Below are 21,557 nucleotides of genomic sequence, written 5' to 3'. Positions count from 1 at the left end.
CAGCACGTTTTACTCTCATTATTAAATTGTGTTCAACAATCGCCTCGCTAACGATGAATGAAATTTAAGCGGATATTATTCTTATCACTCTGTTGCTATTCTCAGCTTATCGAAATTTTAAAAGCCTTAAAAACTGCAGGAGAGGGACTATGTCAGAGAAAGAACTCATTACTGAATTTTTGCTGGCGGCAGAGCAGGGCAATGCACAGGGATTAAAATCCTGTCTGGCAAAAAATGTGGATATTAATGCCACTAACCGCCAGGGGCGTACCGCCATAATTATCGCCAGTCTGAATAAACATTACGACTGTGTTTCTTTATTGATTGCCGCAGGTGCTGATATTAATAAACAAGATCAAACCTGCTTTAATCCATTCTTGATTAGCTGCCTGACGAATGACTTAACGCTACTGCGTTTGGTATTACCGGCTAACCCCGATCTTAATTGCCTGAGCCGTTTTGGCGGTGTGGGTATTACGCCTGCCAGTGAAAAAGGCCATGTGGACATCGTGCGTGAACTGCTGCTGCGGACCGACATCAATGTTAATCACACCAACTTTGTCGGCTGGACGCCGCTGCTGGAAGCCATCGTGCTGAATGATGGCGGTGCGAAGCAGCAGGAGATCGTCAAGCTGCTGCTCGACCATGGTGCGAATCCGCACATGACGGATAAATACGGTAAATCCCCGCTGGAACTGGCGCGGGAGAAAGGTTACCACGAAATTGCCGAGCTGCTGATTGCGGCCGGAGCCTGACCGAGGAGCGCCACTATCGCTACGCCATCACGGCGATGTGTACGGGCGTTAACCGCAGACGGCGCGTTTCTCGCTTTCCGGGGAATGGCACGGGTTGAACAGGTTTTTTCCCGCGCAGTAAACCTGTTAATACCTGAACAGCAGCAACTGCTGACGTTACTGAGTGAAGATTGTGATAACGCGCCTAACAGCTGTCGGCTGGCGCTGACGCATTGTGAAGACCTGTTTCACCCTGGTGAATGGGTCAGTTTTTCCGAGTCGGGGATAGCCGTTGGCAACGATAAATGGATAGAAACCTCCGGTTGTCTGCGGTGGCGCATACCACGGTGGACGCCAGATACAGTAAGCCTCGCTGCAGTCTACTGGCAGCGCTGGGAAGGGGTTATCCGCCAACAGCTAACAAGCGACGACACATTATTTCTGTACCAGGGTGATAACCCGTTTTATCAGGAAATCACCCGTCAATTACTCAATCGCCGACAAAGATTACTGACGGCGTTGCATACAGGAGAAAATATCTCTACAGCGGTCAGTTATTTAATTGGTCTGGGGATTGGTCTGACGCCTTCATCTGATGATTATTTAGTGGGCTTAAGCACTATTCTATTTATTCCTGGACATCCGCTGAGGAAATATCGCGAAGATTTTTTAGCGGCCTTACAATGTGCCGGAAATAATACGACGCTACTCAGCAAAATAACGCTGCAGGAAGCTTTTCATCAACGTTTTCGGGAAAGCGTTGGGCGGCTGGTAAAACATATTATTACTGAGCAACACCCCGTTTCTACACAATATATTATTGACATTAAAAATATTGGCTCAAGTTCTGGCTGCGACATGCTGTATGGCATGGCGGATGCCTGTGCCCTGAGCTACAGGTCCGGAGGGAATTATGTCGATCAGGATAGTTGTTAAAAAGAATACGTATTTTGATTCTGTCTCACTGATGTCTATCTCTACACGCGCAAATAAGCTCGATGGCGTTGAGCAGGCGTTCGTAGCTATGGCGACAGAAATGAATAAGGGCGTGCTGAAGAATCTTGGCTTGCTCACGCCTGAGCTGGAAGAGGCGAAAAGTGGCGATCTGATGATTGTCATTAAAGGTGCCAGCGAAGCGGCGAACGACCAGACGCTGGTGGCGATTGAAGAACTGTTTACGCATAAAGAGCAGGGCGGCCAGCACGAAGCGCGCTATGCCACGCTCGCCAGCGCGAAGAAACATGTTCCTGACAGCAACCTGGCGGTGATCTCGGTCAATGGACTGTTTGCTGCGCGTGAAGCGCGTCAGGCGCTGCAAAATAACCTCAACGTGATGCTGTTCTCTGACAACGTCTCTCTTGAGGACGAGCTGGCACTCAAGCAGCTGGCGCATGAAAAAGGGCTGTTGATGATGGGGCCAGACTGCGGAACCGCCATTATTAACGGCGCGGCGTTGTGTTTTGGCAACGCGGTGCGTCGCGGCAACATCGGAATTGTCGGTGCGTCTGGTACCGGAAGTCAGGAACTGAGCGTACGCATTCACGAGTTTGGCGGCGGGATTTCCCAACTGATTGGTACCGGTGGACGCGATCTGAGTGAAAAGATTGGCGGCCTGATGATGCTTGACGCGATTGGCATGCTGGAGGCTGATCCGCAAACGGAGATCATTGCGCTGATCTCCAAACCGCCTGCGCCAGCGGTGGCGCGCAAGGTGCTGGAACGCGCGCGCGCTTGCCATAAGCCCGTTGTGGTGTGTTTCCTTGGGCGTGAAGCCGCTCCTGCGGATGAAAAAGGCCTGCTGTTTGCACGCGGCACCAAAGAAGCGGCGCTGAAAGCGGTGCTGCTGACCGGCGTTAAAAAAGAGAGTTTGGATCTACATCCGCTCAACTGGCCGCTGATTGAAGAGGTCCGCGCCCGTCTGACCCCGCAGCAAAAGTATATTCGCGGCTTGTTCTGCGGTGGCACGCTGTGCGATGAGGCGATGTTTGCCGCCATGGAAAAACACGCGGAAGTTTACAGCAACATTCATCCGGATCCGGCGTTCCGCCTGCAAGATCTCAACCGCAGCGTCGGGCATACCTTCCTCGATTTCGGTGATGATGATTTCACCAACGGTAAACCGCACCCGATGATCGATCCCACCAACCGCATTAGTCGTCTGTTGCAGGAAGCGCGCGATCCTGAAGTCGGCGTGATCGTGATGGACTTTGTGCTTGGATTTGGAGCGCATGAAGATCCGGTCGGTGTGATGCTCGACGCGATCGTTGAAGCCAAAGCGATCGCTGCCGCAGACGACCGTCCGCTGGAGATCCTCGGCTACGTGTTGGGCACCTCCCTCGATACGCCGTCACTGGAAAAACAGTGCCAGATGCTGACCGATGCTGGCGTCATCTGGGCGAGCAGTAGCACCAACACCGGATTGCTGGCGCGTGAATTTATCTGTAAAGGGGAGGAAGCCTGATGAGCCAGACACTGTTTAACCAGCCGCTGAATGTGATTAATGTCGGCATCGCGATGTTCAGCGATGACCTGAAAAAGCAGAACGTACCCGTGACTCAGCTCGACTGGACGCCGCCGGGACAGGGCAACATGCAGGTAGTGGCCGCCCTGGACGAGATTGCCGATTCGCCGCTGGCAGACAAAATCGCTGCCGCTAACCAGCAGGCGCTGGAACGTATTATCCAGTCGCATCCGGTGCTTATTGGCTATGACCAGGCAATCAATGTCGTGCCGGGGATGACCCGCAACACCATCCTGCACGCCGGACCGCCGATCCGCTGGGAAAAAATGTGCGGCGCAATGAAGGGCGCGGTAACCGGGGCGTTGGTGTTTGAAGGCCTGGCGAAAGATCTGGATGAAGCCGCCGAGCTTGCCGCCTCCGGCGAAATTATCTTCTCTCCATGCCACGAGCATGACTGCGTTGGTTCTATGGCGGGTGTGACGTCGGCGTCGATGTTTATGCACATCGTAGAGAACAAAACCTACGGCAACCGCGCATATACCAATATGAGCGAGCAGATGGCGAAGATCCTGCGCATGGGAGCGAACGATCAGAGCGTTATCGATCGTCTGAACTGGATGCGTGATGTGATGGGACCGATGTTGCGCGATGCCATGAAGCTGGCGGGAGAAATCGATCTGCGCCTGATGTTGGCACAGGCGCTGCACATGGGCGATGAGTGTCATAACCGCAACAACGCCGGGACGGCGCTGCTGATTCAGGCGCTGACGCCGTGGATTATTCAGACCGGTTATCCGGTTGAGCAGCAGCGTGAGGTGTTCGAATTCGTCCTTAGCAGCGATTACTTCTCCGGGCCGACCTGGATGGCAATGTGTAAAGCGGCAATGGACGCCGCCCACGGTATTGAATACAGCACCGTGGTGACGACGATGGCGCGTAACGGCGTTGAGTTCGGTCTACGCGTCAGCGGGTTGCCGGGGCAATGGTTTACCGGTCCGGCGCAACAGGTGATAGGTCCGATGTTTGCGGGCTATAAGCCGGAAGATTCCGGTCGTGATATCGGCGATAGCGCGATTACCGAAACCTACGGCATTGGCGGTTTTGCCATGGCGACGGCACCGGCTATCGTGGCGCTGGTGGGGGGAACGGTCGAAGAGGCGGTCGATTTCTCTCGCCAGATGCGCGAAATCACCCTCGGTGAAAACCCCAACGTCACGATTCCGCTGCTGGGTTTTATGGGGGTACCGACCGCGATAGATATTACACGCGTAGGCAGCACCGGTATTTTGCCGGTGATTAACACCGCAATTGCGCACAAAGACGCAGGGATCGGCATGATCGGCGCCGGAATAGTCCACCCGCCGTTCGCCTGTTTTGAAAAGGCGATCCTCAACTGGCGTGACCGCTACTGCTAATAACAATAATCGGGGCTAACGGCGTTAGCCCCACAGTAGCAAAGCGCAAAACGTTGCTTACCTGCAGGGCTGGGCGATCCCTGAGATCGCAAACGATGCTTAACCTGTGAAGGATATTCCATGAACAGCATAAAACTAGAATGGAAACGTGGTGACTGGGCGGCTTACTTCGGGCTGATGACCAACAACCTGACTAACCTGCTGACAATGATGGGGCTGCTCATTTTTGTCGTCGGGATCCCTACCGAAATTGTGTATGGGCGCATTGCGCCTGCCTTTGGTCTGGCGGTGCTGGTGGCCAGTGTCTGCTATGCCTGGTTTGGCCTGCAGATGGCAAAGCACACAGGGCGTAATGACGTGACGGCACTGCCGTCCGGACCGAGCGCACCGTCAATCTTTACCGTCACCTTCCTGGTACTGATGCCGGTTTATCAGCAAACCAAAGATGCCAACTTCGCGATCCAAATCGCGCTGGTGTGGTGTTTTGTCGAAGCGTTGATCCTGGTGGGCGGCTCCTTCCTGGGCGAGACCATCCGCAAGATGATCCCACGTACGGTACTGCTTTCTTGTCTGTCCGGCCTGGGATTGCTGCTACTGGCGATGAACCCGATGCTGCAGGCATTTGAAGCGCCGACCGTCTCTTTCATCGTCTTGTTACTGATCTTCATTAACTGGTTCGGTAAGAAGCCGATTTTTGCCCGCATTCCTACCGGCTTACTGCTGCTAATTGCCGGTACGGCCCTGGCGTGGATCTCCGGTTTGCAAAGCCCGGAAGCGATTAAATCCTCGATGTCTTCCTTTGGCTTCAATCCGCCGGAAATTCATGTCGACAGCTTCCTGCAAGGTTTGCCGCACGCGCTGCCGTATCTGGCCTCTGCGGTCCCTTTGGGTCTGGCGAACTACATTTTTGACCTCGAGAACATTGAAAGCGCACATGCGGCAGGTGATGAGTACAACACCCGCAAGGTGATGATGGCGAACGGTTTCGCCTCCATGCTTGGCTGCATGCTGGGCAACCCGTTCCCGGTGACCGTGTATGTTGGGCATGCGGGCTGGAAAGCGATGGGCGCCAGCATCGGCTATACCTTGGCATCTGGTATCACCATGTTCCTGGTGCCGCTGTTTGGCCTGGGCGCGTTTATGCTCGCCATTATTCCGATGACTGCGATCGTGCCGATTCTGGTGTTTATCGGCGTAGTGACCGCCAATCAGGTGGTGCGAGAAACGCCCAAAGTCGAGGTTCCCGTGATCTTCATCTGCCTGTTCCCGTGGATCGCTAACTGGGCGCTAACCATCGTCAACAGCGTGATGGGCGCTGCCGGAACATCTGCGGGGAAACTGGGGAGTGATCTGCTGCACAGCAAAGGTGTCTATTACGACGGACTGGTGCATCTGGGTAGCGGCGCGCCGCTGGCCAGTATGCTGTGGGGCTGCGTCGCTATCTTCGCCATTATGAATAAGCCGTTACGCGGGTCGATTGCCGCAGCCTTTGGGGCGCTGTTATCGCTGTTTGGCGTGATCCACTCCCCGGCGGTTGGCTTTGCTGAAGGCAGCTCGATGATGTTTGTTGTGGCCTACCTGATGATGAGCGGCATGTTTGTCCTCAAGCATGTTCTTGATAGCCGTGAAGCGGTGACTGCGCCTGAGCAGGAACCGTCAAAAACGACCTGAATCGCCTGTAAGCGGAAGATAACACTATGAAAGAACTTGTGGTCGTTGCCATTGGCGGCAACAGCATTATCAAAGATAACGCCAGCCAGTCGATTGAGCACCAGGCTGAGGCGGTGAAGGCAGTGGCGGATACGGTGCTGGAGATGCTGGCATCGGACTACAACATTGTGCTGACACACGGTAACGGGCCGCAGGTAGGGCTGGATCTCCGGCGTGCGGAAATCGCGCACGAACGTGAAGGACTGCCGCTTACCCCACTGGCAAACTGCGTTGCCGATACGCAGGGCGGCATCGGCTATTTGATCCAACAGGCGCTGAACAACCGTCTGGCACGACGCGGCGAGCAAAAGGCGGTCACGGTGGTCACGCAGGTGGAGGTCGACAAAAACGATCCGGGCTTTGCTAACCCGACCAAGCCTATCGGGGCGTTCTTCAATGAAGCGCAGCGTGACGAGCTGCTGCGAGTCAACCCGGGCTGGCATTTTGTGGAGGATTCGGGGCGCGGCTACCGCCGGGTTGTGGCCTCCCCTGAACCAAAACGTATTGTTGAAGCAGAGGCGATCAAAACGCTGACACAGCAAGGCTTTGTGGTGATTGGCGCGGGCGGTGGCGGGATCCCGGTGGTTCGTAGCGATCAGGGGGATTACCAGAGCGTGGACGCAGTGATTGATAAAGATCTCTCCACGGCGCTGCTGGCGCAGGAGATTCGCGCCGACATTCTGGTGATCACCACCGGCGTCGAGCAGGTCTGTATTCATTTTGGCAAACCCAATCAGCAGGCGCTGGATACGGTGGATGTCGCCACGATGACGCGTTATATGCAGGAGGGGCATTTCCCGCCGGGCAGCATGTTACCCAAGATCGTTGCCAGCCTGACGTTCCTGGCGCGTGGCGGTAAGCGGGTAATCATCACCACGCCGGAATGCCTGCCCGCCGCACTGCGCGGTGAAACGGGCACCCATATTGTCCATTCCTGAGAGGAGATGCGAATGAAGGAAAGTAACAGCCGTCGTGAATTTTTAAGTCAGAGCGGAAAAATGGTGACCGCTGCCGCGCTGTTTGGCGCAGTGGCCCCGGTCGCGTATGCTGCTAATCCTGTCGGGAACACCTGCGGGGCGAAGAGCACAATGACGATTAATGATAAGCACTATTACCTGGATAACGTCCTGCTGGAAGTGGGGTTTGATTACGAAAACTCGGTGGTGGTGCATACCCGTACCGCGCTGCAAACTGTTGAAGTCCAGGACGGGAAAATTGTTGCGCTGCGCGAGAATAAGCAGCATCCGGATACGACGCTGCCGCACTACGATGCGGGTGGAAAGCTGATGTTGCCCGCCATGCGCGACATGCACATCCATCTGGATAAAACCTTTTACGGCGGTCCCTGGCGTTCACTGAACCGCCCAGCGGGCACCACCATTCAGGATATGATTCGTCTGGAACAAAAGCTGCTGCCTGAACTCCAGCCTTATACTCAGGAGCGCGCGGAAAAGCTCATCGATCTGCTGCAATCCAAAGGCACCTCGATCGCCCGCAGCCATTGCAATATCGAACCGGTTTCCGGGCTGAAAAACCTGGAAAACCTGCAGGCGGTGCTGGCGCGTCGCCAGTCGGGTTTTGCCTGCGAAATCGTGGCGTTTCCACAACATGGCCTGCTGTTATCAAAATCTGAACCACTGATGCGCGAAGCGATGCAGGCGGGGGCGCATTATGTCGGTGGTCTGGACCCAACCAGCGTGGATGGGGCGATGGAAAAATCACTCGATACCATGTTCCAGATAGCGCTCGATTACAACAAAGGCGTGGATATCCATCTGCATGAAACCAGTCCGGCAGGCGTAGCGGCGGTGAATTACATGGTGGAAACGGTTGAGAAAACCCCGCAACTGAAAGGCAAGCTGACCATCAGCCATGCGTTTGCGCTGTCTACGCTGAACGAACAGCAGGTGGATGAACTCGCAACCCGCATGGCGGCGCAGCAGATTACCATTGCTTCGACGGTGCCGATTGGCACGATGCACATGCCGCTAAAACAGCTGCGCGACAAAGGCGTGGAAGTGATTACCGGGACCGACAGCGTGATTGACCACTGGTCGCCGTACGGCCTGGGGGATATGCTGGAAAAGGCGAATCTGTACGCGCAGCTCTATATTCGCCCGAACGAACTCAATCTGTCGCGGGCGCTGTTCCTTGCAACCGGCGATGTGCTGCCGCTTAACGATAAAGGTGAGCGCGTCTGGCCGAAAGCGCAGGATGAAGCCAGCTTTGTGCTGGTGGATGCCTCCTGCTCAGCGGAAGCGGTCGCGCGAATCTCTCCACGTACCGCGACCTTCCATAAAGGGCAACTGGTGTGGGGGAATGTCGCAAGCTAGTTTGGTTTCCGCGCAGCGGCAATCGCTGCTGCGCGCTCTTACCGTTAACCGACGATCCCCAGATAGCCGTGAACCCCCATATATACGCCGACCATCGCGATGAGTGCGCTGGAAAAATAGGGCGCTTTACGCGCCAGTGTGTTAAACCCGTTCCAGCGTTTGGCCGCCTGTTGCACGCTGATTGCCGCGGCCACACCCACCGTTACCAGCGTTATCGCCAGCCCGAGGCTGAAGCACAGCACCATGGTGGCACCCAGCGTGAAGGCTTTGAGCTGGATGCATATCAGCAGCACCGTAATGGCAGCAGGGCACGGGATCAGCCCACCGGTCAGACCGAACAGTAATATTTGGCCGTTGGTGACCTCTTTGCCCGCAAAGCGGCGCTGAATATCGGTGGCATGCGCCCGTTCGTGGGCGTCCTGATACGCTTTCGAACCCTCGCTCAGCCCTGCTAACGCGGCATGGTTATGATCGTGGTCATGATGATGGTGATGATCGTCATCGTGGTCATGATGGTGGTGATGGTCGTCATGATCATGGTGGTGGTGATGCCCGTGATCGTGGTCGTGATGCGTCTGGGCCAGCCAGTTCTGCTCTCCCTGCCAGGTTCGCCAGAACATCCAGAACGCGGTACCAAGAATAATAATTGCCGAGATAAACTGCAGCCAGGGCTCGACGGTCTGGGCAGTAAACGCTTTGCTGATATACATCCCGCCGAGTGCAATCAACCATACCACAGCGGTATGCGACAGCGTTGCCGCCAGTCCCAGCATCACCGCCTGTTTGATGGTTCCCTTAATGGCGATAATAAAGGCCGCCATCATCGTTTTGGAATGCCCCGGTTCAAGGCCGTGTAACACACCCAATAAGATCGCACTGGGAATGAAAAACCAGGCGTTGCCTTGCTGAAGAAGCGTAGAAAATTCACTCATGAGAATGATTCTTAGTTGTTTAATTTCGCCTGATTCTACTCCCCCCCAGTATCAAATACTACCCTCCAGTATAACGACAATGATATTGTCGCTGTAGTCAGACGTTAAAAAGGTATTGCTATGTCACATACGATCCGCGACAAACAAAAGCTGAAAGCCCGAACCAGTAAGATTCAGGGGCAGGTGGCGGCATTGAAAACCATGTTGGATGAACCGCATGAATGCGCGGCAGTATTGCAGCAGATAGCGGCAATTCGCGGGGCGGTAAACGGATTAATGCGCGAAGTGATTAAGGGGCATCTGACCGAGCACATTGTTCATCAGGGCGATGAAATTAAGCGTGAAGAAGATTTAGATGTAGTTCTGAAGGTACTGGATTCGTACATCAAATAAATCAGTTTAACGGCTCATCCACTTACCGAGGAATGAACCGTTAAACAACACGTTCTAGCCAAAAAACATCACAGATACACACAGCAGACCGACAATCAACGTGACCAGGTTACCCACTGAACGGTACGGTTTCAGCGCCGGGATTAGATAGGTAGATAATGTCGGCATGATAAACAGAATCATGGCGATCAGCGGTCCACTTATCGCGTAAATCATTGAAATAGCATTAGGGTTAATGCAGCAGATGATAAACGTAATGGCCGAAACCAACATAATGGACAGGGCGCGGTTAAAAGCCCGGCTTTTCTTCACTCCCACCTGATGCAACGACGTTTTTACCACTTCTGTTGCCCCTTCAATCACGCCAAAGTAGGTGCCGAGGAACGATTTTGACATCGCTACAACGGCGACAACGATCCCGGAAATCGACAGCCAGGCCGGCGCGTTTGGCATCATCGAAAGCGCTGACAGAATGGTCACGCCTTCATTTTTTGCATCCTCGATATAGTTTGTCGGAATCGAAAGCAAACAGCTGAAAACGAAAAACAGTACGCTCAGGCAGATGATGACGTAGGCTACCTTCATGATTTTTTTGCATTTACCCATGGCCTGCTCGCCGTATTTCTCACGACGGTCGATGGCGAACGTAGAGATAATTGGCGTATGGCTAAAAGCGAAAACCATCACGGGAATAGATATCCAAACCTGATGAAGCGTGTGCTGATCGAAAGACATCTGGCCGGTGAGTAGCGTTGGCTGCCAGCTTCCGGTCAGGTAGAGCGAAAGGAATAAAAAGTATGCGATGAGCGGAAACACCAAAAAGCCCATCACCCGGATGGTAGCTTGTCGACCCATCAGAAAAATTAAATTCAGCACCAGTACCACGCCCAAACTGACCAGCATACGCACGCGAAGATCTATCTCGAAATGTTTTGCCAGCTGTTCGGTGAGTGAATTGGTTATCGCCACGGCGTAGATCAGTACCACCACAAAGAAGGCAATAAAATAGAGGGTGGTGATCAGACTGCCGATCTTCTTACCGTAGTAATGGGTGACTGCGCCGGTGATCCCTTCACCTGCAGAGGTTTTTGACGACAGGATAAACTGGCACAGCGCCTTATGCGGCCAGTAGGTTAAAGGCCAGGCGACGAGTGCGGTGATAAACAACACCACCGCGCCTGCAGAACCCAGCTGTATGGGAAGGAAGAGGGTTCCTGCGCCAACGGCAGTCCCATATAGTGCGAAGCTCCAAAGAGTCTCTTCTTTTGACCAAAATTTCGACATTATTTGAACGTATCAACTATAAAATAAACAAAAAGAAGCGCAATTTACCACAAATGGCAGGGGCTGGGGGAGGTGTGAACAAGCTGGAGGGGGATTGGATGAAAAGCCGGAACCAAGAAGATTCCGACTATTGTTTGAGTTATCAGGCAGTAACGCGCTGCTGGCGGCGCTTCATAACGCGCTCGCGTAACGTGTCATATGCCCAGTTATAAAACATGGTGTATGGCAGGAAGAACAGGAAGAAACCAATTTCCAGCGTGAATGCCTGAAGCAGGCTGACGTTCAGCACATACGCCACGATGCTCACCCCGATCACAATAAAACCACTCTCAAAACCTAAGGCGTGGAATGCCCGTACTTTCGCCGTACGTTTCACCAGATGTGACGGCCATAAGCGGTCAAACAGAGCGTTATAAATGATATTCCAGATCATCGCCGTGGTAGCGAGAATAATGGTCAGTCCGCCCATTTCCAGCACCGAGCGCTGCATCAACCATGCGGTGGTTGGTGCGAGGATCGCGGTGGCAATGCCTTCAAAGCAGACGGCATGAAAAATGCGCTCCATTAACGAGCGACGTTGGACTGTATCGTGTTGCATAACCTAAAACCTTCTTTGATGCCTGGATAACGGAATGGTGGCAATTTTATCGTTTTATGTGATATCTAAAAGATAGTATCCATCGATAAAGTAGATAGTTCATGCGTTACTCTCCTGAAGCGTTAACGGCATTTGTAGAGACCGTTTCCTGCGGCTCATTTTCTGCTGCGGCCCGTCGGCTACGCAAAAGCCAGTCCACCATCAGTACAGCCGTTGCGCATCTGGAAGCCGACCTTGGTTTTGCGCTGTTTGACCGTTCATCCCGGCAGCCAAAGCTGACCGAAGAAGGTAAGCGGGTGCTGGGCTATGTGCAGGCAATTTTGACGGCCAGTGAGCGCCTTGATGAGGCGGCGATCTCATTGTCGGGTGAAACGGAAGCGCGCCTGACCTTCGTGTTGTCAGACACGCTGCACCCGGATGTGCTGGAAGAACTGATGGTGCAGTTTGACCGCAAGTTTCCTCATACCGAGTTTGAATGTCTGATTGGCGAAGATGAAGACGTGATCGATCTGCTGCAAAAAGGACGTGCTCAGGTGGGGTTGATCGAAGCGCGGGAGGATTACCCGACCGACATGGGGGTCACTCGTCTGCCGATGCAATCATGGATGGGGTTATATGTTGCGGCTTCGCATCCGCTGGCGGGCCAGGAAAAACTGCAGTGGGAACAGCTCCACACCTGGCGCGAGCTGCGTCTGAATACCTATCTGGAAAGCGGTACCAACGTGGCGCGCGGCCCCGTATGGTCTGCTCCCAACTATTTGTTGCTGCTGAGTATGGCGGTTCAGGGATTCGGCTGGTGCGCGCTGCCTTGCGCACTGGTAGAAGAATTTGCGGCAGAAAAACCGTTGGTTCAATTGACGCTGCCCGGCTGGCCAAAGGCTATCTCTATCGATCTGTTGTGGAATAAGAAATCCCCGCCTGGCGTGGCGGGAAGTTGGTTGCGCGACCATTTACAGCAGAGTGGCGTTCAGATGACTAATAAATGATACGAATTTCCTTTGTGATAAAAATCACCGTTTTTAAACAACCTTGATAACTATTTTTAACAATCATCTACTATTGCGAGGTTATTTTGCGCTGAGGTGGTGATGAAAGAGGTTGTGATAGTCGGGGCGTTAAGGACACCGATTGGCTGCTTCCAGGGGACGCTGGCGCGCCACTCTGCCGTTGAATTAGGCAGCATGGTGGTCAGGGCGTTACTGGAACGCACGGGCGTGGACGTTCACGCTGTGGATGAAGTGATCCTCGGTCAGGTGCTTACCGCAGGCGCCGGGCAGAACCCGGCGCGTCAGTCAGCCATCAATGGTGGGTTGCCCAATACCGTTTCAGCTATCACCATAAACGATGTCTGCGGTTCGGGTCTGAAAGCGCTGCATCTGGCGACTCAGGCTATCCAGTGCGGCGAGGCCGACATTGTGATTGCGGGCGGGCAAGAGAATATGAGCCGCGCGCCGCATGTCCTGACTGATAGTCGCACCGGGGCGCAACTGGGTAACAGTCAACTCGTCGACAGTCTGGTGCATGACGGGCTGTGGGATGCCTTCAACGATTACCATATGGGCGTTACCGCAGAAAATCTGGCGCGGGAATATGGCATCAGCCGTGAACTACAGGATGCCTACGCGCTGCATTCGCAACACAAGGCGCGGATGGCAATTGACGCCGGACGCTTCAAAGATGAAATCGTGCCAGTGGTGACGCAGCGTAACGGGCAATCGTTGGTAGTGGATACCGATGAACAACCGCGCACCGATGCAAGCGCTGAAGGGCTGGCGCGCCTGGATCCTACCTTCGACAGACTCGGTTCGGTCACAGCGGGTAACGCGTCATCTATCAATGATGGCGCTGCCGCGGTGATGATGATGAGCGAAGCCAAGGCGCAGGAGCTGAATTTACCCATACTGGCGCGCATTCGCGCCTTTGCCAGTGTCGGGGTCGATCCTGCGCTCATGGGGATTGCTCCGGTCTACGCGACGCGGCGCTGCCTTGAGCGCGTTGGCTGGCAACTGGCTGATGTTGACCTTATTGAAGCTAACGAAGCCTTCGCCGCGCAGGCGTTATCCGTTGGAAAAATGCTGGAGTGGGATGAACGGCGAGTGAATGTGAACGGCGGAGCTATTGCGCTCGGTCACCCGATTGGCGCATCAGGCTGCCGGATTCTGGTGTCACTGGTTCATGAAATGGTGAAACGTCGGGCGCACAAAGGCCTGGCAACGCTGTGTATCGGCGGCGGCCAGGGTGTGGCACTTGCTATCGAACGAGATTAACGATCTTAGATTTACCGTCTTAAACGCCTTTCTAAGTGTTTCGCTGCACCTGTAAAAAAGCCCTCCAGCAGGAGGGCAAGGCCAGTTACAGAAACATACACTCTAAACACATTCAACTTATCAAAACGTTGTTTCATTTCATGTGATTAACTGCGCACTTTGTTAGAAAAGTTGTCTTTTCGACCGATGATTTCGGCTGAATTTTCCATTTTTATCCCCACTCTTAATGAATGACTCAACTTATCTTATTGTTATTTATCATTTTATTTAAAACGGCTTCGCTATTTATTCGCGCTGGCGTGATCGCACTTACACTTTTGACAATAAGACGCAGAAAAAGTGAAACAACGTTTTATTTATCATTGAAAACCCATTCCGGGAGGGATATCATGAATGCATAAGATAAAACGGAACAGCGTTTTGTTATTCGTTTAAGCATTCACGGTCAATTTATCACTGGAGGTAAATGTGGACGTAAGACAAAGCATCCATAGTGCGCATGCGAAAACCCTGGACACTCAGGGGCTGCGTAATGAGTTTTTGGTCGAAAAAGTGTTTGTCGCAGATGAATACACCATGGTCTACAGCCACATTGACCGCATCATTGTTGGCGGCATTATGCCTGTGGCCAAAACCGTCTCAGTGGGTGGTGAAGTTGGCAAACAGCTGGGCGTAACTTACTTCCTTGAGCGTCGTGAGCTGGGTGTGATCAACATTGGTGGCCCGGGCACGATTACCGTTGACGGTCAGTGCTATGAAATTGGCCATCGTGACGCGCTGTACGTCGGGAAAGGGGCAAAAGAAGTGGTTTTTGCAAGCATCGATGCGGCGAAGCCGGCAAAGTTTTATTACAACTGCGCGCCGGCCCACACGACTTATCCAACCAAAAAAGTCACGCCAGCAGACGTTGCGCCAGTGACGCTGGGCGATAACCTCACCAGTAACCGTCGTACTATCAATAAATACTTTGTGCCAGATGTGCTGGAAACCTGCCAGTTGAGCATGGGCCTGACCGAACTGGCGCCGGGTAACCTGTGGAACACCATGCCGTGTCATACCCATGAACGTCGTATGGAAGTCTATTTCTATTTCAATATGGAAGAAGATACCTGCGTCTTCCACATGATGGGACAGCCTCAGGAAACGCGTCATATTGTGATGCATAACGAGCAGGCGGTGATTTCTCCGAGCTGGTCAATTCACTCCGGTGTTGGCACAAAAGCGTATACGTTCATTTGGGGCATGGTCGGCGAAAACCAGGTCTTTGATGATATGGACCATGTTGCAGTCAAAGATCTGCGCTAGTAGCGGGCGACAGCCTTGCCTGCCTGTGGCGGGCATTATAAAAAATTAAGGATTTACAATGATTTTGAATGCATTCTCTCTTGAAGGTAAAGTCGCTGTTGTGACTGGTTGTGACACCGGTCTGGGTCAGGGTATGGCGCTTGGCCTGGCTGAAGCGGGCTGCGATATCGTGGGTATCAACATTGTTGAACCGACGGAAACCATCGAACGTGTGACCGCACTGGGCCGTCGTTTTTTAAGTCTGACCGCTGACCTGCGTCAAATTGATGGCATTCCGGCGCTGCTGGAGCGCGCGGTGGCGGAATTTGGTCATATCGATATTCTGGTCAACAACGCGGGGCTTATCCGTCGTGACGATGCGATCGACTTCAGCGAAAAAGACTGGGATGACGTGATGAACCTGAACATTAAGAGCGTGTTCTTTATGTCTCAGGCCGCGGCGAAGCACTTTATCGCGCAGGGTAATGGCGGCAAAATTATCAACATCGCCTCTATGCTTTCCTTCCAGGGGGGCATCCGTGTACCGTCTTACACCGCGTCTAAAAGCGGCGTTATGGGTGTCACCCGTCTGATGGCGAACGAGTGGGCAAAACATAACATCAACGTTAACGCAATTGCGCCGGGTTACATGGCGACGAACAACACTCAACAGCTGCGTGCTGATGAACAGCGTAGCGCAGAAATCCTCGATCGTATCCCGGCGGGTCGTTGGGGGCTGCCGAGCGACCTGATGGGGCCTGTCGTGTTCCTGGCATCCAGCGCCTCTGACTACATCAACGGTTATACCGTAGCGGTAGACGGCGGCTGGCTGGCGCGTTAATCAGCTTTCCTGTACCGACAAACCCTGCCATCTGGCAGGGTTTTTTTATATTAGGATCATTAAAATCCATATTGTGGTTATAAATTATTCCATATTACTTTCCCTGTATATGGTTCCTTTATTTTTAATATACATTAATATCAATCAATTAAATTTAATTGAGTGATTATCGATAAATTTTAAAATTGGAATATCCATCACATAACGATGTGGTGCAGCAATTTTATCCATGTTTTTGCCGTTTCCCGCCTGACGCTTCCTGTAAGGGATCCCTTACTTTCAATGCCATGGTTACTCTGTATCTGGCAGGAAAAAATGGTCTCAATTAATAATGATGCTGCTTTAGCGCCGCGCACTGCGCGCGATACGCGACGTATGAATATGTTTGTTTCGATCTCTGCGGCCGTCGCAGGGTTGTTATTCGGCCTGGATATTGGCGTGATAGCCGGCGCATTGCCTTTTATCACCGATCACTTTGTCCTGACCAGCCGTCTGCAGGAGTGGGTGGTAAGCAGCATGATGCTGGGCGCGGCAATTGGTGCGCTGTTTAACGGCTGGCTGTCATTCCGTCTGGGGCGCAAATACAGTCTGATGGCGGGCGCGATCCTTTTCGTCGTTGGATCTCTGGGTTCGGCGTTTGCGTCCAGCGTAGAAATGCTCATTTTTGCCCGCGTGGTGCTGGGTGTTGCGGTGGGGATCGCCTCTTACACCGCGCCGCTCTATCTCTCCGAAATGGCCAGTGAGAACGTGCGCGGCAAGATGATCAGCATGTATCAACTGATGGTGACGCTGGGGATCGTGCTGGCCTTTTTATCTGATACGGCGTTCAGCTACAGCGGTAACTGGCGCGCTATGCTGGGCGTGCTGGCACTTCCGGCGGTGTTACTGATTATCCTGGTTGTTTTCCTGCCAAACAGCCCGCGCTGGCTGGCGGAGAAAGGCCGCCATATCGAAGCCGAAGAAGTATTGCGTATGCTGCGTGATACGTCAGAAAAAGCCCGCGATGAGCTGAACGAAATTCGTGAAAGCCTGAAGCTTAAGCAGGGCGGTTGGGCGCTGTTTAAAATTAACCGTAACGTGCGTCGCGCGGTTTTCCTCGGCATGTTGTTGCAGGCGATGCAGCAGTTCACTGGGATGAACATTATCATGTACTACGCGCCACGCATTTTTAAAATGGCGGGGTTTACCACCACTGAGCAGCAGATGATTGCCACACTGGTGGTCGGTTTAACGTTTATGTTTGCTACTTTTATCGCTGTCTTTACGGTAGACAAAGCAGGGCGTAAACCGGCGCTAAAAATTGGTTTCAGCGTAATGGCTATCGGGACGCTGGTGCTTGGTTATTGCCTGATGCAATTTGATAACGGCACGGCTTCCAGTGGGCTGTCCTGGCTCTCGGTTGGCATGACGATGATGTGTATTGCAGGTTACGCAATGAGCGCCGCGCCGGTCGTGTGGATCCTGTGTTCGGAAATTCAGCCGCTGAAATGCCGCGATTTCGGTATTACCTGTTCCACCACCACTAACTGGGTGTCGAACATGATCATTGGCGCAACGTTCCTGACGCTGCTCGACAGCATTGGCGCTGCCGGTACGTTCTGGCTTTACACCGCGCTAAACGTCGCGTTTATCGGGATTACATTTTGGCTCATTCCTGAAACCAAAAACGTCACGCTGGAACATATCGAACGCAAGTTAATGGCGGGCGAGAAGTTAAGAGATATTGGGGTGTAAATGTTGAGACGGAATGTCGGATGACGTCTCATGGAGGCCGGGTAAGCGTAAGCGATACCCGGCTTTTTTATTTAGCACTTTACCCGTGCAGAAAATCTTCGCGAATGGGGGTAAAGGTATCCAGCAGCGTTCCCGGTGTTAAGCAGACGCAGCCATGCATAACATTGGGCTGTTTATACAGGGTGTCGCCTGCTCTAACGATATGTTTTTCGTCATCGATGGTAAATTCAAACTCACCGGACAACACGTAAGTCAGCTGCTCGTGCGGGTGATTGTGCATCGGGCCGATTGCACCTTGCTCAAAGTTTACCTCAACCGCCATCATGTTACCGTCGTGAGCAAGAATGCGCCGGGTAACGCCATTGCCCAGATCTTCAAGCGTGGTCTCTTTATGAAAAATAAACATCCGGCCTCTCCGTTAAATAATAAAACAACGTTTCATTAAATTTATATCATAATAAATCAAAAGAAAATATTGACTAATAGTTGTGGAAAGTTGATCGCATCTTTGGTCCACTGAAAAAACAACAACGAATAAGGGGAAATAATGAAAACGATCGGTCTGTTAGGTGGTATGAGCTGGGAATCCACCATTCCTTATTATCGACTCATTAATGAAGGGATTAAACAGCGTTTGGGTGGTCTGCACTCTGCGCAGATTCTGTTGCACAGCGTGGATTTTCAGGAGATTGAAGCCTGTCAGTCAAGCGGTGACTGGCAGCGGGCTGGGGAGATCCTCGCGCAGGCCGCCATCGGACTTCAGCAAGCCGGAGCGGAAGGGATCGTGCTGTGTACCAACACCATGCACAAAGTTGCTGAGGCGATTGAAACTGCCTGTGATGTGCCGTTCTTGCATATTGCCGATGCGACGGGCCGGGCGATACAAAAGCAGCAGATGCGCAACGTGGCGCTACTGGGCACGCGTTACACCATGGAGCAGGATTTTTATCGCGGGCGCTTACAGGCTGAATTTGGCATCAGCACGCTTACTCCTGAAGCTGATGACCGTCAGAGAATAAACCAGATTATTTTCGACGAATTGTGTCTCGGTGAGTTCAATGAAACCTCCCGCGACTATTACCTGAGCGTCATTGATCAGTTGGCGAAACAGGGCGCGCAAGGGGTGATCTTTGGCTGTACCGAGATTGGTCTGTTAGTTCCAGCCGAGCTAAGCCCACTCCCGGTTTTCGACACGGCGGCAATCCATGCGCAAGATGCGGTGGCGTTTATGCTTTCGTCTGTGGATGCAAAATAGCCTCCAGCGGATCGATAAGCCTAGGGAGATGGGCTTGCAGATGTGCTGTAAAAGCATCAACCAGCGCTGAGGCGGGGCGATGAAGTGGGTGAATCAGACTGACCGTAAAGGGTACTGAAATACTGAAGCGGCGGATAACGACTCCGCTGCTGGCGTAATCCAGTGCGGTGAGTGGGTTGACCACTGAGATCCCCACACCCGCCCGCACCATCGCGCAAATCGAAGCGGCGCTGTGGGTTTCTATCACCATACGGCGCTTCACCTGATGCTCGTTGAAAAGGGTATCCAGTAGCTGGCGGTAACTGTCGGTCCGCGACAAGCTGATGTAGTTCTCTCCCTGAAAATCCTGCGGCGTTAATACCGCTTTCTTGGTCAACGGATGCCCCTGTGGCAGTACACATACTTCATCCAGCGCCAGCAGCTCGGTGCGTTTTGTTCCGGCAGGCGTTTGCAACGTTTCCGTTAACCCCAGATCGTGGCGCTGTGCCGACAGCCACTCTTCCAGCAGCGGCGATTCCTGCGGCACTATCTGAATATTGACCTGCGGATAGCGCGCGAGAAATGGCTGCAGCAGCGGCGGTAAAAAGGACTGTGAGAATACCGGCAGACAAACAATCGATAATTCTCCCTGGCGAAACTCACGCAGGCTCTCAGCGGCGCTCACAATTCTGTCCAGGCCATACCATGAACGTTGCACCTCTTCAAACAGACGTAGCCCCTGTACCGTTGGGTGCAGTCGCCCGCGGCTACGCTCAAACAGCGTTAACCCCAGCACTTTTTCGAATCTTGCCAGTTCCCGACTGACGGTGGGTTGTGAGGTGTGGAGCATGCGTGCGGCTTCCGTCAGATTGCCTGCGGTCATGATGGCGTGGAAAATTTCGATGTGACGCAGGTTAACGGCGGGCATAGCTAATCCTCGAATGATCTAATCCATATCATTTTTGCATAGACTCACGATAAAACGATATTTTTTATTCTTTTCGGGCTGTGGCGTAATCATAAAAAAGCCACTATCGGAGCACAGCATGCCACGCCCACTCAACAGCACAGACACCGACCTGACCGCCGACAATCTGTTACGCCTGCCCGCAGAATTTGGCTGCCCGGTATGGGTTTACGATGCGCAAATCATTCGGGCGCAGATTGCCAAACTCAAACAGTTTGACGTGGTGCGTTTTGCCCAGAAGGCATGTTCGAACATTCATATTCTGCGCCTGATGCGTGAGCAGGGCGTGAAGGTTGATTCCGTCTCGCTTGGCGAGATTGAACGTGCGCTGGCGGCAGGCTTTGTGCCGGGGAAAGATGAGATAGTCTTTACCGCCGATATGATTGATAAAGCGACGCTTGCGCGGGTACATGAATTGAGTATTCCGGTAAATGCCGGGTCGGTAGACATGCTGGAGCAACTGGGCCAGGTCTCGCCGGGTCATCGCGTGTGGCTGCGCGTAAACCCAGGCTTTGGGCATGGGCACAGTCAAAAAACCAATACCGGCGGCGAAAACAGCAAGCACGGCATCTGGTATAGCTCACTCCCTGCGGCGCTGGAAGTGATTCAGCGCTATAAGCTGAAGCTGGTGGGGATTCATATGCATATCGGCTCCGGCGTAGACTACGCGCATCTGGAGCAGGTATGCGGCGCGATGGTGCGCCAGGTGGTTGAATTTGGTCAGGATCTGGAGGCGATCTCCGCGGGGGGCGGTTTATCAATTCCGTATCGCGAAGGTGAAGAGGCGATCGACACCGATCACTACTTTGGTTTGTGGAGCGCCGCACGAGATCAAATCGCTAAACATCTGGGACACGCCGTCAAACTGGAGATCGAACCCGGGCGCTTCCTGGTGGCGGAAGCAGGCGTGTTGGTGGCGCAGGTGCGTAGCGTAAAAGAGATGGGCAGTCGTCACTTTGTGTTGATCGACGCGGGTTTCAACGATCTTATGCGCCCGGCCATGTACGGTAGCTATCACCATATCTCCGCGCTGCCGGGGGATGGACGTTCTCTGGATCATGCGGCGCAAATTGAGACGGTGGTGGCCGGGCCGCTGTGTGAATCCGGTGACGTGTTTACCCAGCAGGAAGGCGGAAATGTGGAGACTCGTCTGCTGCCTGCGGTGGTGCCGGGTGATTATCTTGTGCTGCATGATACCGGGGCGTATGGAGCTTCAATGTCGTCAAACTACAACAGTCGCCCGCTGCTGCCGGAGGTTCTGTTCGATAACGGCGTGGCGCGACTCATTCGCCGTCGTCAGACTATTGATGAGCTGTTAGCGCTGGAACTTATTTGATTGAATGCCGGATGGCGCTTGCCTGCCATTCGGC

At 53.2% G+C, this 21,557-nt stretch carries 20 protein-coding genes; 15 read left to right on the top strand and 5 right to left on the bottom strand.

The window, feature by feature from the left end; all coding sequences use genetic code 11:
- Positions 1-149: 149 nt before the first annotated feature.
- The 7 genes from OGY15_RS03845 (at position 150) to OGY15_RS03815 (ending at position 8,653) form a co-directional block, all read left to right on the top strand.
- Positions 150-755, top strand: coding sequence for an ankyrin repeat domain-containing protein (locus OGY15_RS03845; protein WP_151218304.1), 606 nt, complete (start codon positions 150-152; stop codon positions 753-755).
- 84 nt (positions 756-839) lie between these two features.
- Positions 840-1,670 carry an oxamate carbamoyltransferase subunit AllH family protein gene (locus tag OGY15_RS03840; protein ID WP_286538380.1) on the top strand — a complete coding sequence of 277 codons (831 nt, stop codon included), beginning with the start codon at positions 840-842 and terminating at the stop codon, positions 1,668-1,670.
- Positions 1,648-3,195 (top strand): acyl-CoA synthetase FdrA, encoded by a 1,548-nt coding sequence (gene fdrA / locus OGY15_RS03835; protein ID WP_151224291.1) that lies wholly within the window; start codon positions 1,648-1,650, stop codon positions 3,193-3,195. The genes OGY15_RS03840 and fdrA overlap by 23 nt, the downstream gene beginning before the upstream one ends.
- Positions 3,195-4,610 carry a YlbE family protein gene (locus tag OGY15_RS03830; RefSeq protein WP_151218301.1) on the top strand — a complete coding sequence of 472 codons (1,416 nt, stop codon included), beginning with the start codon at positions 3,195-3,197 and terminating at the stop codon, positions 4,608-4,610. Before fdrA ends, OGY15_RS03830 begins: the two co-directional genes overlap by 1 nt.
- Before the next feature lie 120 nt (positions 4,611-4,730).
- A complete protein-coding gene (locus tag OGY15_RS03825) occupies positions 4,731-6,281 on the top strand; it encodes a permease family protein (RefSeq protein WP_286538377.1) in 1,551 nt (516 codons plus the stop codon).
- A 26-nt stretch (positions 6,282-6,307) separates the two neighbouring features.
- Positions 6,308-7,258 carry a carbamate kinase family protein gene (locus OGY15_RS03820; protein WP_151218300.1) on the top strand — a complete coding sequence of 317 codons (951 nt, stop codon included), beginning with the start codon at positions 6,308-6,310 and terminating at the stop codon, positions 7,256-7,258.
- 12 nt (positions 7,259-7,270) lie between these two features.
- Positions 7,271-8,653: an amidohydrolase family protein gene (locus OGY15_RS03815; protein WP_151218299.1), complete on the top strand. Its 1,383-nt coding sequence runs from the start codon at positions 7,271-7,273 to the stop codon at positions 8,651-8,653.
- Positions 8,654-8,697: 44 nt separating this feature from the next.
- Here the strand turns inward: OGY15_RS03815 and OGY15_RS03810 are convergent, their stop codons facing one another.
- The gene (locus OGY15_RS03810) at positions 8,698-9,585 is read right to left on the bottom strand and encodes a nickel/cobalt efflux protein RcnA (RefSeq protein WP_151218298.1); all 888 of its coding nucleotides are present in this window, start codon (positions 9,583-9,585) and stop codon (positions 8,698-8,700) included.
- Positions 9,586-9,705: 120 nt separating this feature from the next.
- On the opposite strand from OGY15_RS03810, the gene rcnR reads away from it, so the two are divergent.
- Positions 9,706-9,978, top strand: coding sequence for a Ni(II)/Co(II)-binding transcriptional repressor RcnR (rcnR, locus tag OGY15_RS03805; protein WP_003825567.1), 273 nt, complete (start codon positions 9,706-9,708; stop codon positions 9,976-9,978).
- 54 nt (positions 9,979-10,032) lie between these two features.
- Here the strand turns inward: rcnR and OGY15_RS03800 are convergent, their stop codons facing one another.
- Both OGY15_RS03800 and OGY15_RS03795 read right to left on the bottom strand, forming a co-directional pair.
- A complete protein-coding gene (locus OGY15_RS03800) occupies positions 10,033-11,262 on the bottom strand; it encodes an amino acid permease (protein ID WP_187253155.1) in 1,230 nt (409 codons plus the stop codon).
- Positions 11,263-11,404: 142 nt separating this feature from the next.
- Positions 11,405-11,860 (bottom strand): multidrug/biocide efflux PACE transporter, encoded by a 456-nt coding sequence (locus tag OGY15_RS03795; protein WP_040232158.1) that lies wholly within the window; start codon positions 11,858-11,860, stop codon positions 11,405-11,407.
- Between the two features lie 101 nt (positions 11,861-11,961).
- Between OGY15_RS03795 and OGY15_RS03790 the strand changes: the two genes are divergently transcribed.
- The 5 genes from OGY15_RS03790 to araE all read left to right on the top strand — a co-directional run bounded on the left by OGY15_RS03790 (position 11,962) and on the right by araE (position 17,986).
- Positions 11,962-12,846 carry a LysR family transcriptional regulator gene (locus tag OGY15_RS03790; RefSeq protein ID WP_210905335.1) on the top strand — a complete coding sequence of 295 codons (885 nt, stop codon included), beginning with the start codon at positions 11,962-11,964 and terminating at the stop codon, positions 12,844-12,846.
- A 102-nt stretch (positions 12,847-12,948) separates the two neighbouring features.
- The gene (locus tag OGY15_RS03785) at positions 12,949-14,127 is read left to right on the top strand and encodes an acetyl-CoA C-acetyltransferase (protein WP_151224288.1); all 1,179 of its coding nucleotides are present in this window, start codon (positions 12,949-12,951) and stop codon (positions 14,125-14,127) included.
- A 468-nt stretch (positions 14,128-14,595) separates the two neighbouring features.
- A complete protein-coding gene (gene kduI, locus OGY15_RS03780; RefSeq protein WP_151218295.1) occupies positions 14,596-15,432 on the top strand; it encodes a 5-dehydro-4-deoxy-D-glucuronate isomerase in 837 nt (278 codons plus the stop codon).
- A gap of 58 nt (positions 15,433-15,490) precedes the next feature.
- Positions 15,491-16,252, top strand: coding sequence for a 2-dehydro-3-deoxy-D-gluconate 5-dehydrogenase KduD (kduD, locus tag OGY15_RS03775; RefSeq protein WP_003033923.1), 762 nt, complete (start codon positions 15,491-15,493; stop codon positions 16,250-16,252).
- A gap of 315 nt (positions 16,253-16,567) precedes the next feature.
- On the top strand, positions 16,568-17,986 hold the full coding sequence (gene araE / locus OGY15_RS03770) for an arabinose-proton symporter AraE (protein ID WP_151218398.1): 1,419 nt from the start codon (positions 16,568-16,570) through the stop codon (positions 17,984-17,986).
- Positions 17,987-18,065: 79 nt separating this feature from the next.
- On the opposite strand, the gene OGY15_RS03765 is transcribed toward araE, so the two are convergent.
- Positions 18,066-18,392: a cupin domain-containing protein gene (locus OGY15_RS03765; protein WP_278238351.1), complete on the bottom strand. Its 327-nt coding sequence runs from the start codon at positions 18,390-18,392 to the stop codon at positions 18,066-18,068.
- A gap of 141 nt (positions 18,393-18,533) precedes the next feature.
- Here OGY15_RS03765 and OGY15_RS03760 point away from each other — a divergent pair, with 141 nt between their 5' ends.
- Positions 18,534-19,241, top strand: coding sequence for an aspartate/glutamate racemase (locus tag OGY15_RS03760; RefSeq protein WP_286538361.1), 708 nt, complete (start codon positions 18,534-18,536; stop codon positions 19,239-19,241).
- Here OGY15_RS03760 and OGY15_RS03755 read toward each other — a convergent pair.
- On the bottom strand, positions 19,213-20,148 hold the full coding sequence (locus OGY15_RS03755) for a LysR family transcriptional regulator (protein ID WP_151218293.1): 936 nt from the start codon (positions 20,146-20,148) through the stop codon (positions 19,213-19,215). The genes OGY15_RS03760 and OGY15_RS03755 overlap by 29 nt on opposite strands.
- Before the next feature lie 118 nt (positions 20,149-20,266).
- Between OGY15_RS03755 and lysA the strand changes: the two genes are divergently transcribed.
- Positions 20,267-21,523, top strand: coding sequence for a diaminopimelate decarboxylase (gene lysA / locus OGY15_RS03750; protein ID WP_286538358.1), 1,257 nt, complete (start codon positions 20,267-20,269; stop codon positions 21,521-21,523).
- Positions 21,524-21,557: the final 34 nt, after the last annotated feature.

The organism is Citrobacter sp. Cu231 (assembly GCF_030332265.1).
GTDB classification, from domain to species: Bacteria; Pseudomonadota; Gammaproteobacteria; order Enterobacterales; family Enterobacteriaceae; genus Citrobacter; species Citrobacter meridianamericanus.
The sequence above is the reverse complement of the archived record's forward strand: the minus strand, read 5'-3'. Positions and strand labels throughout refer to the sequence as shown.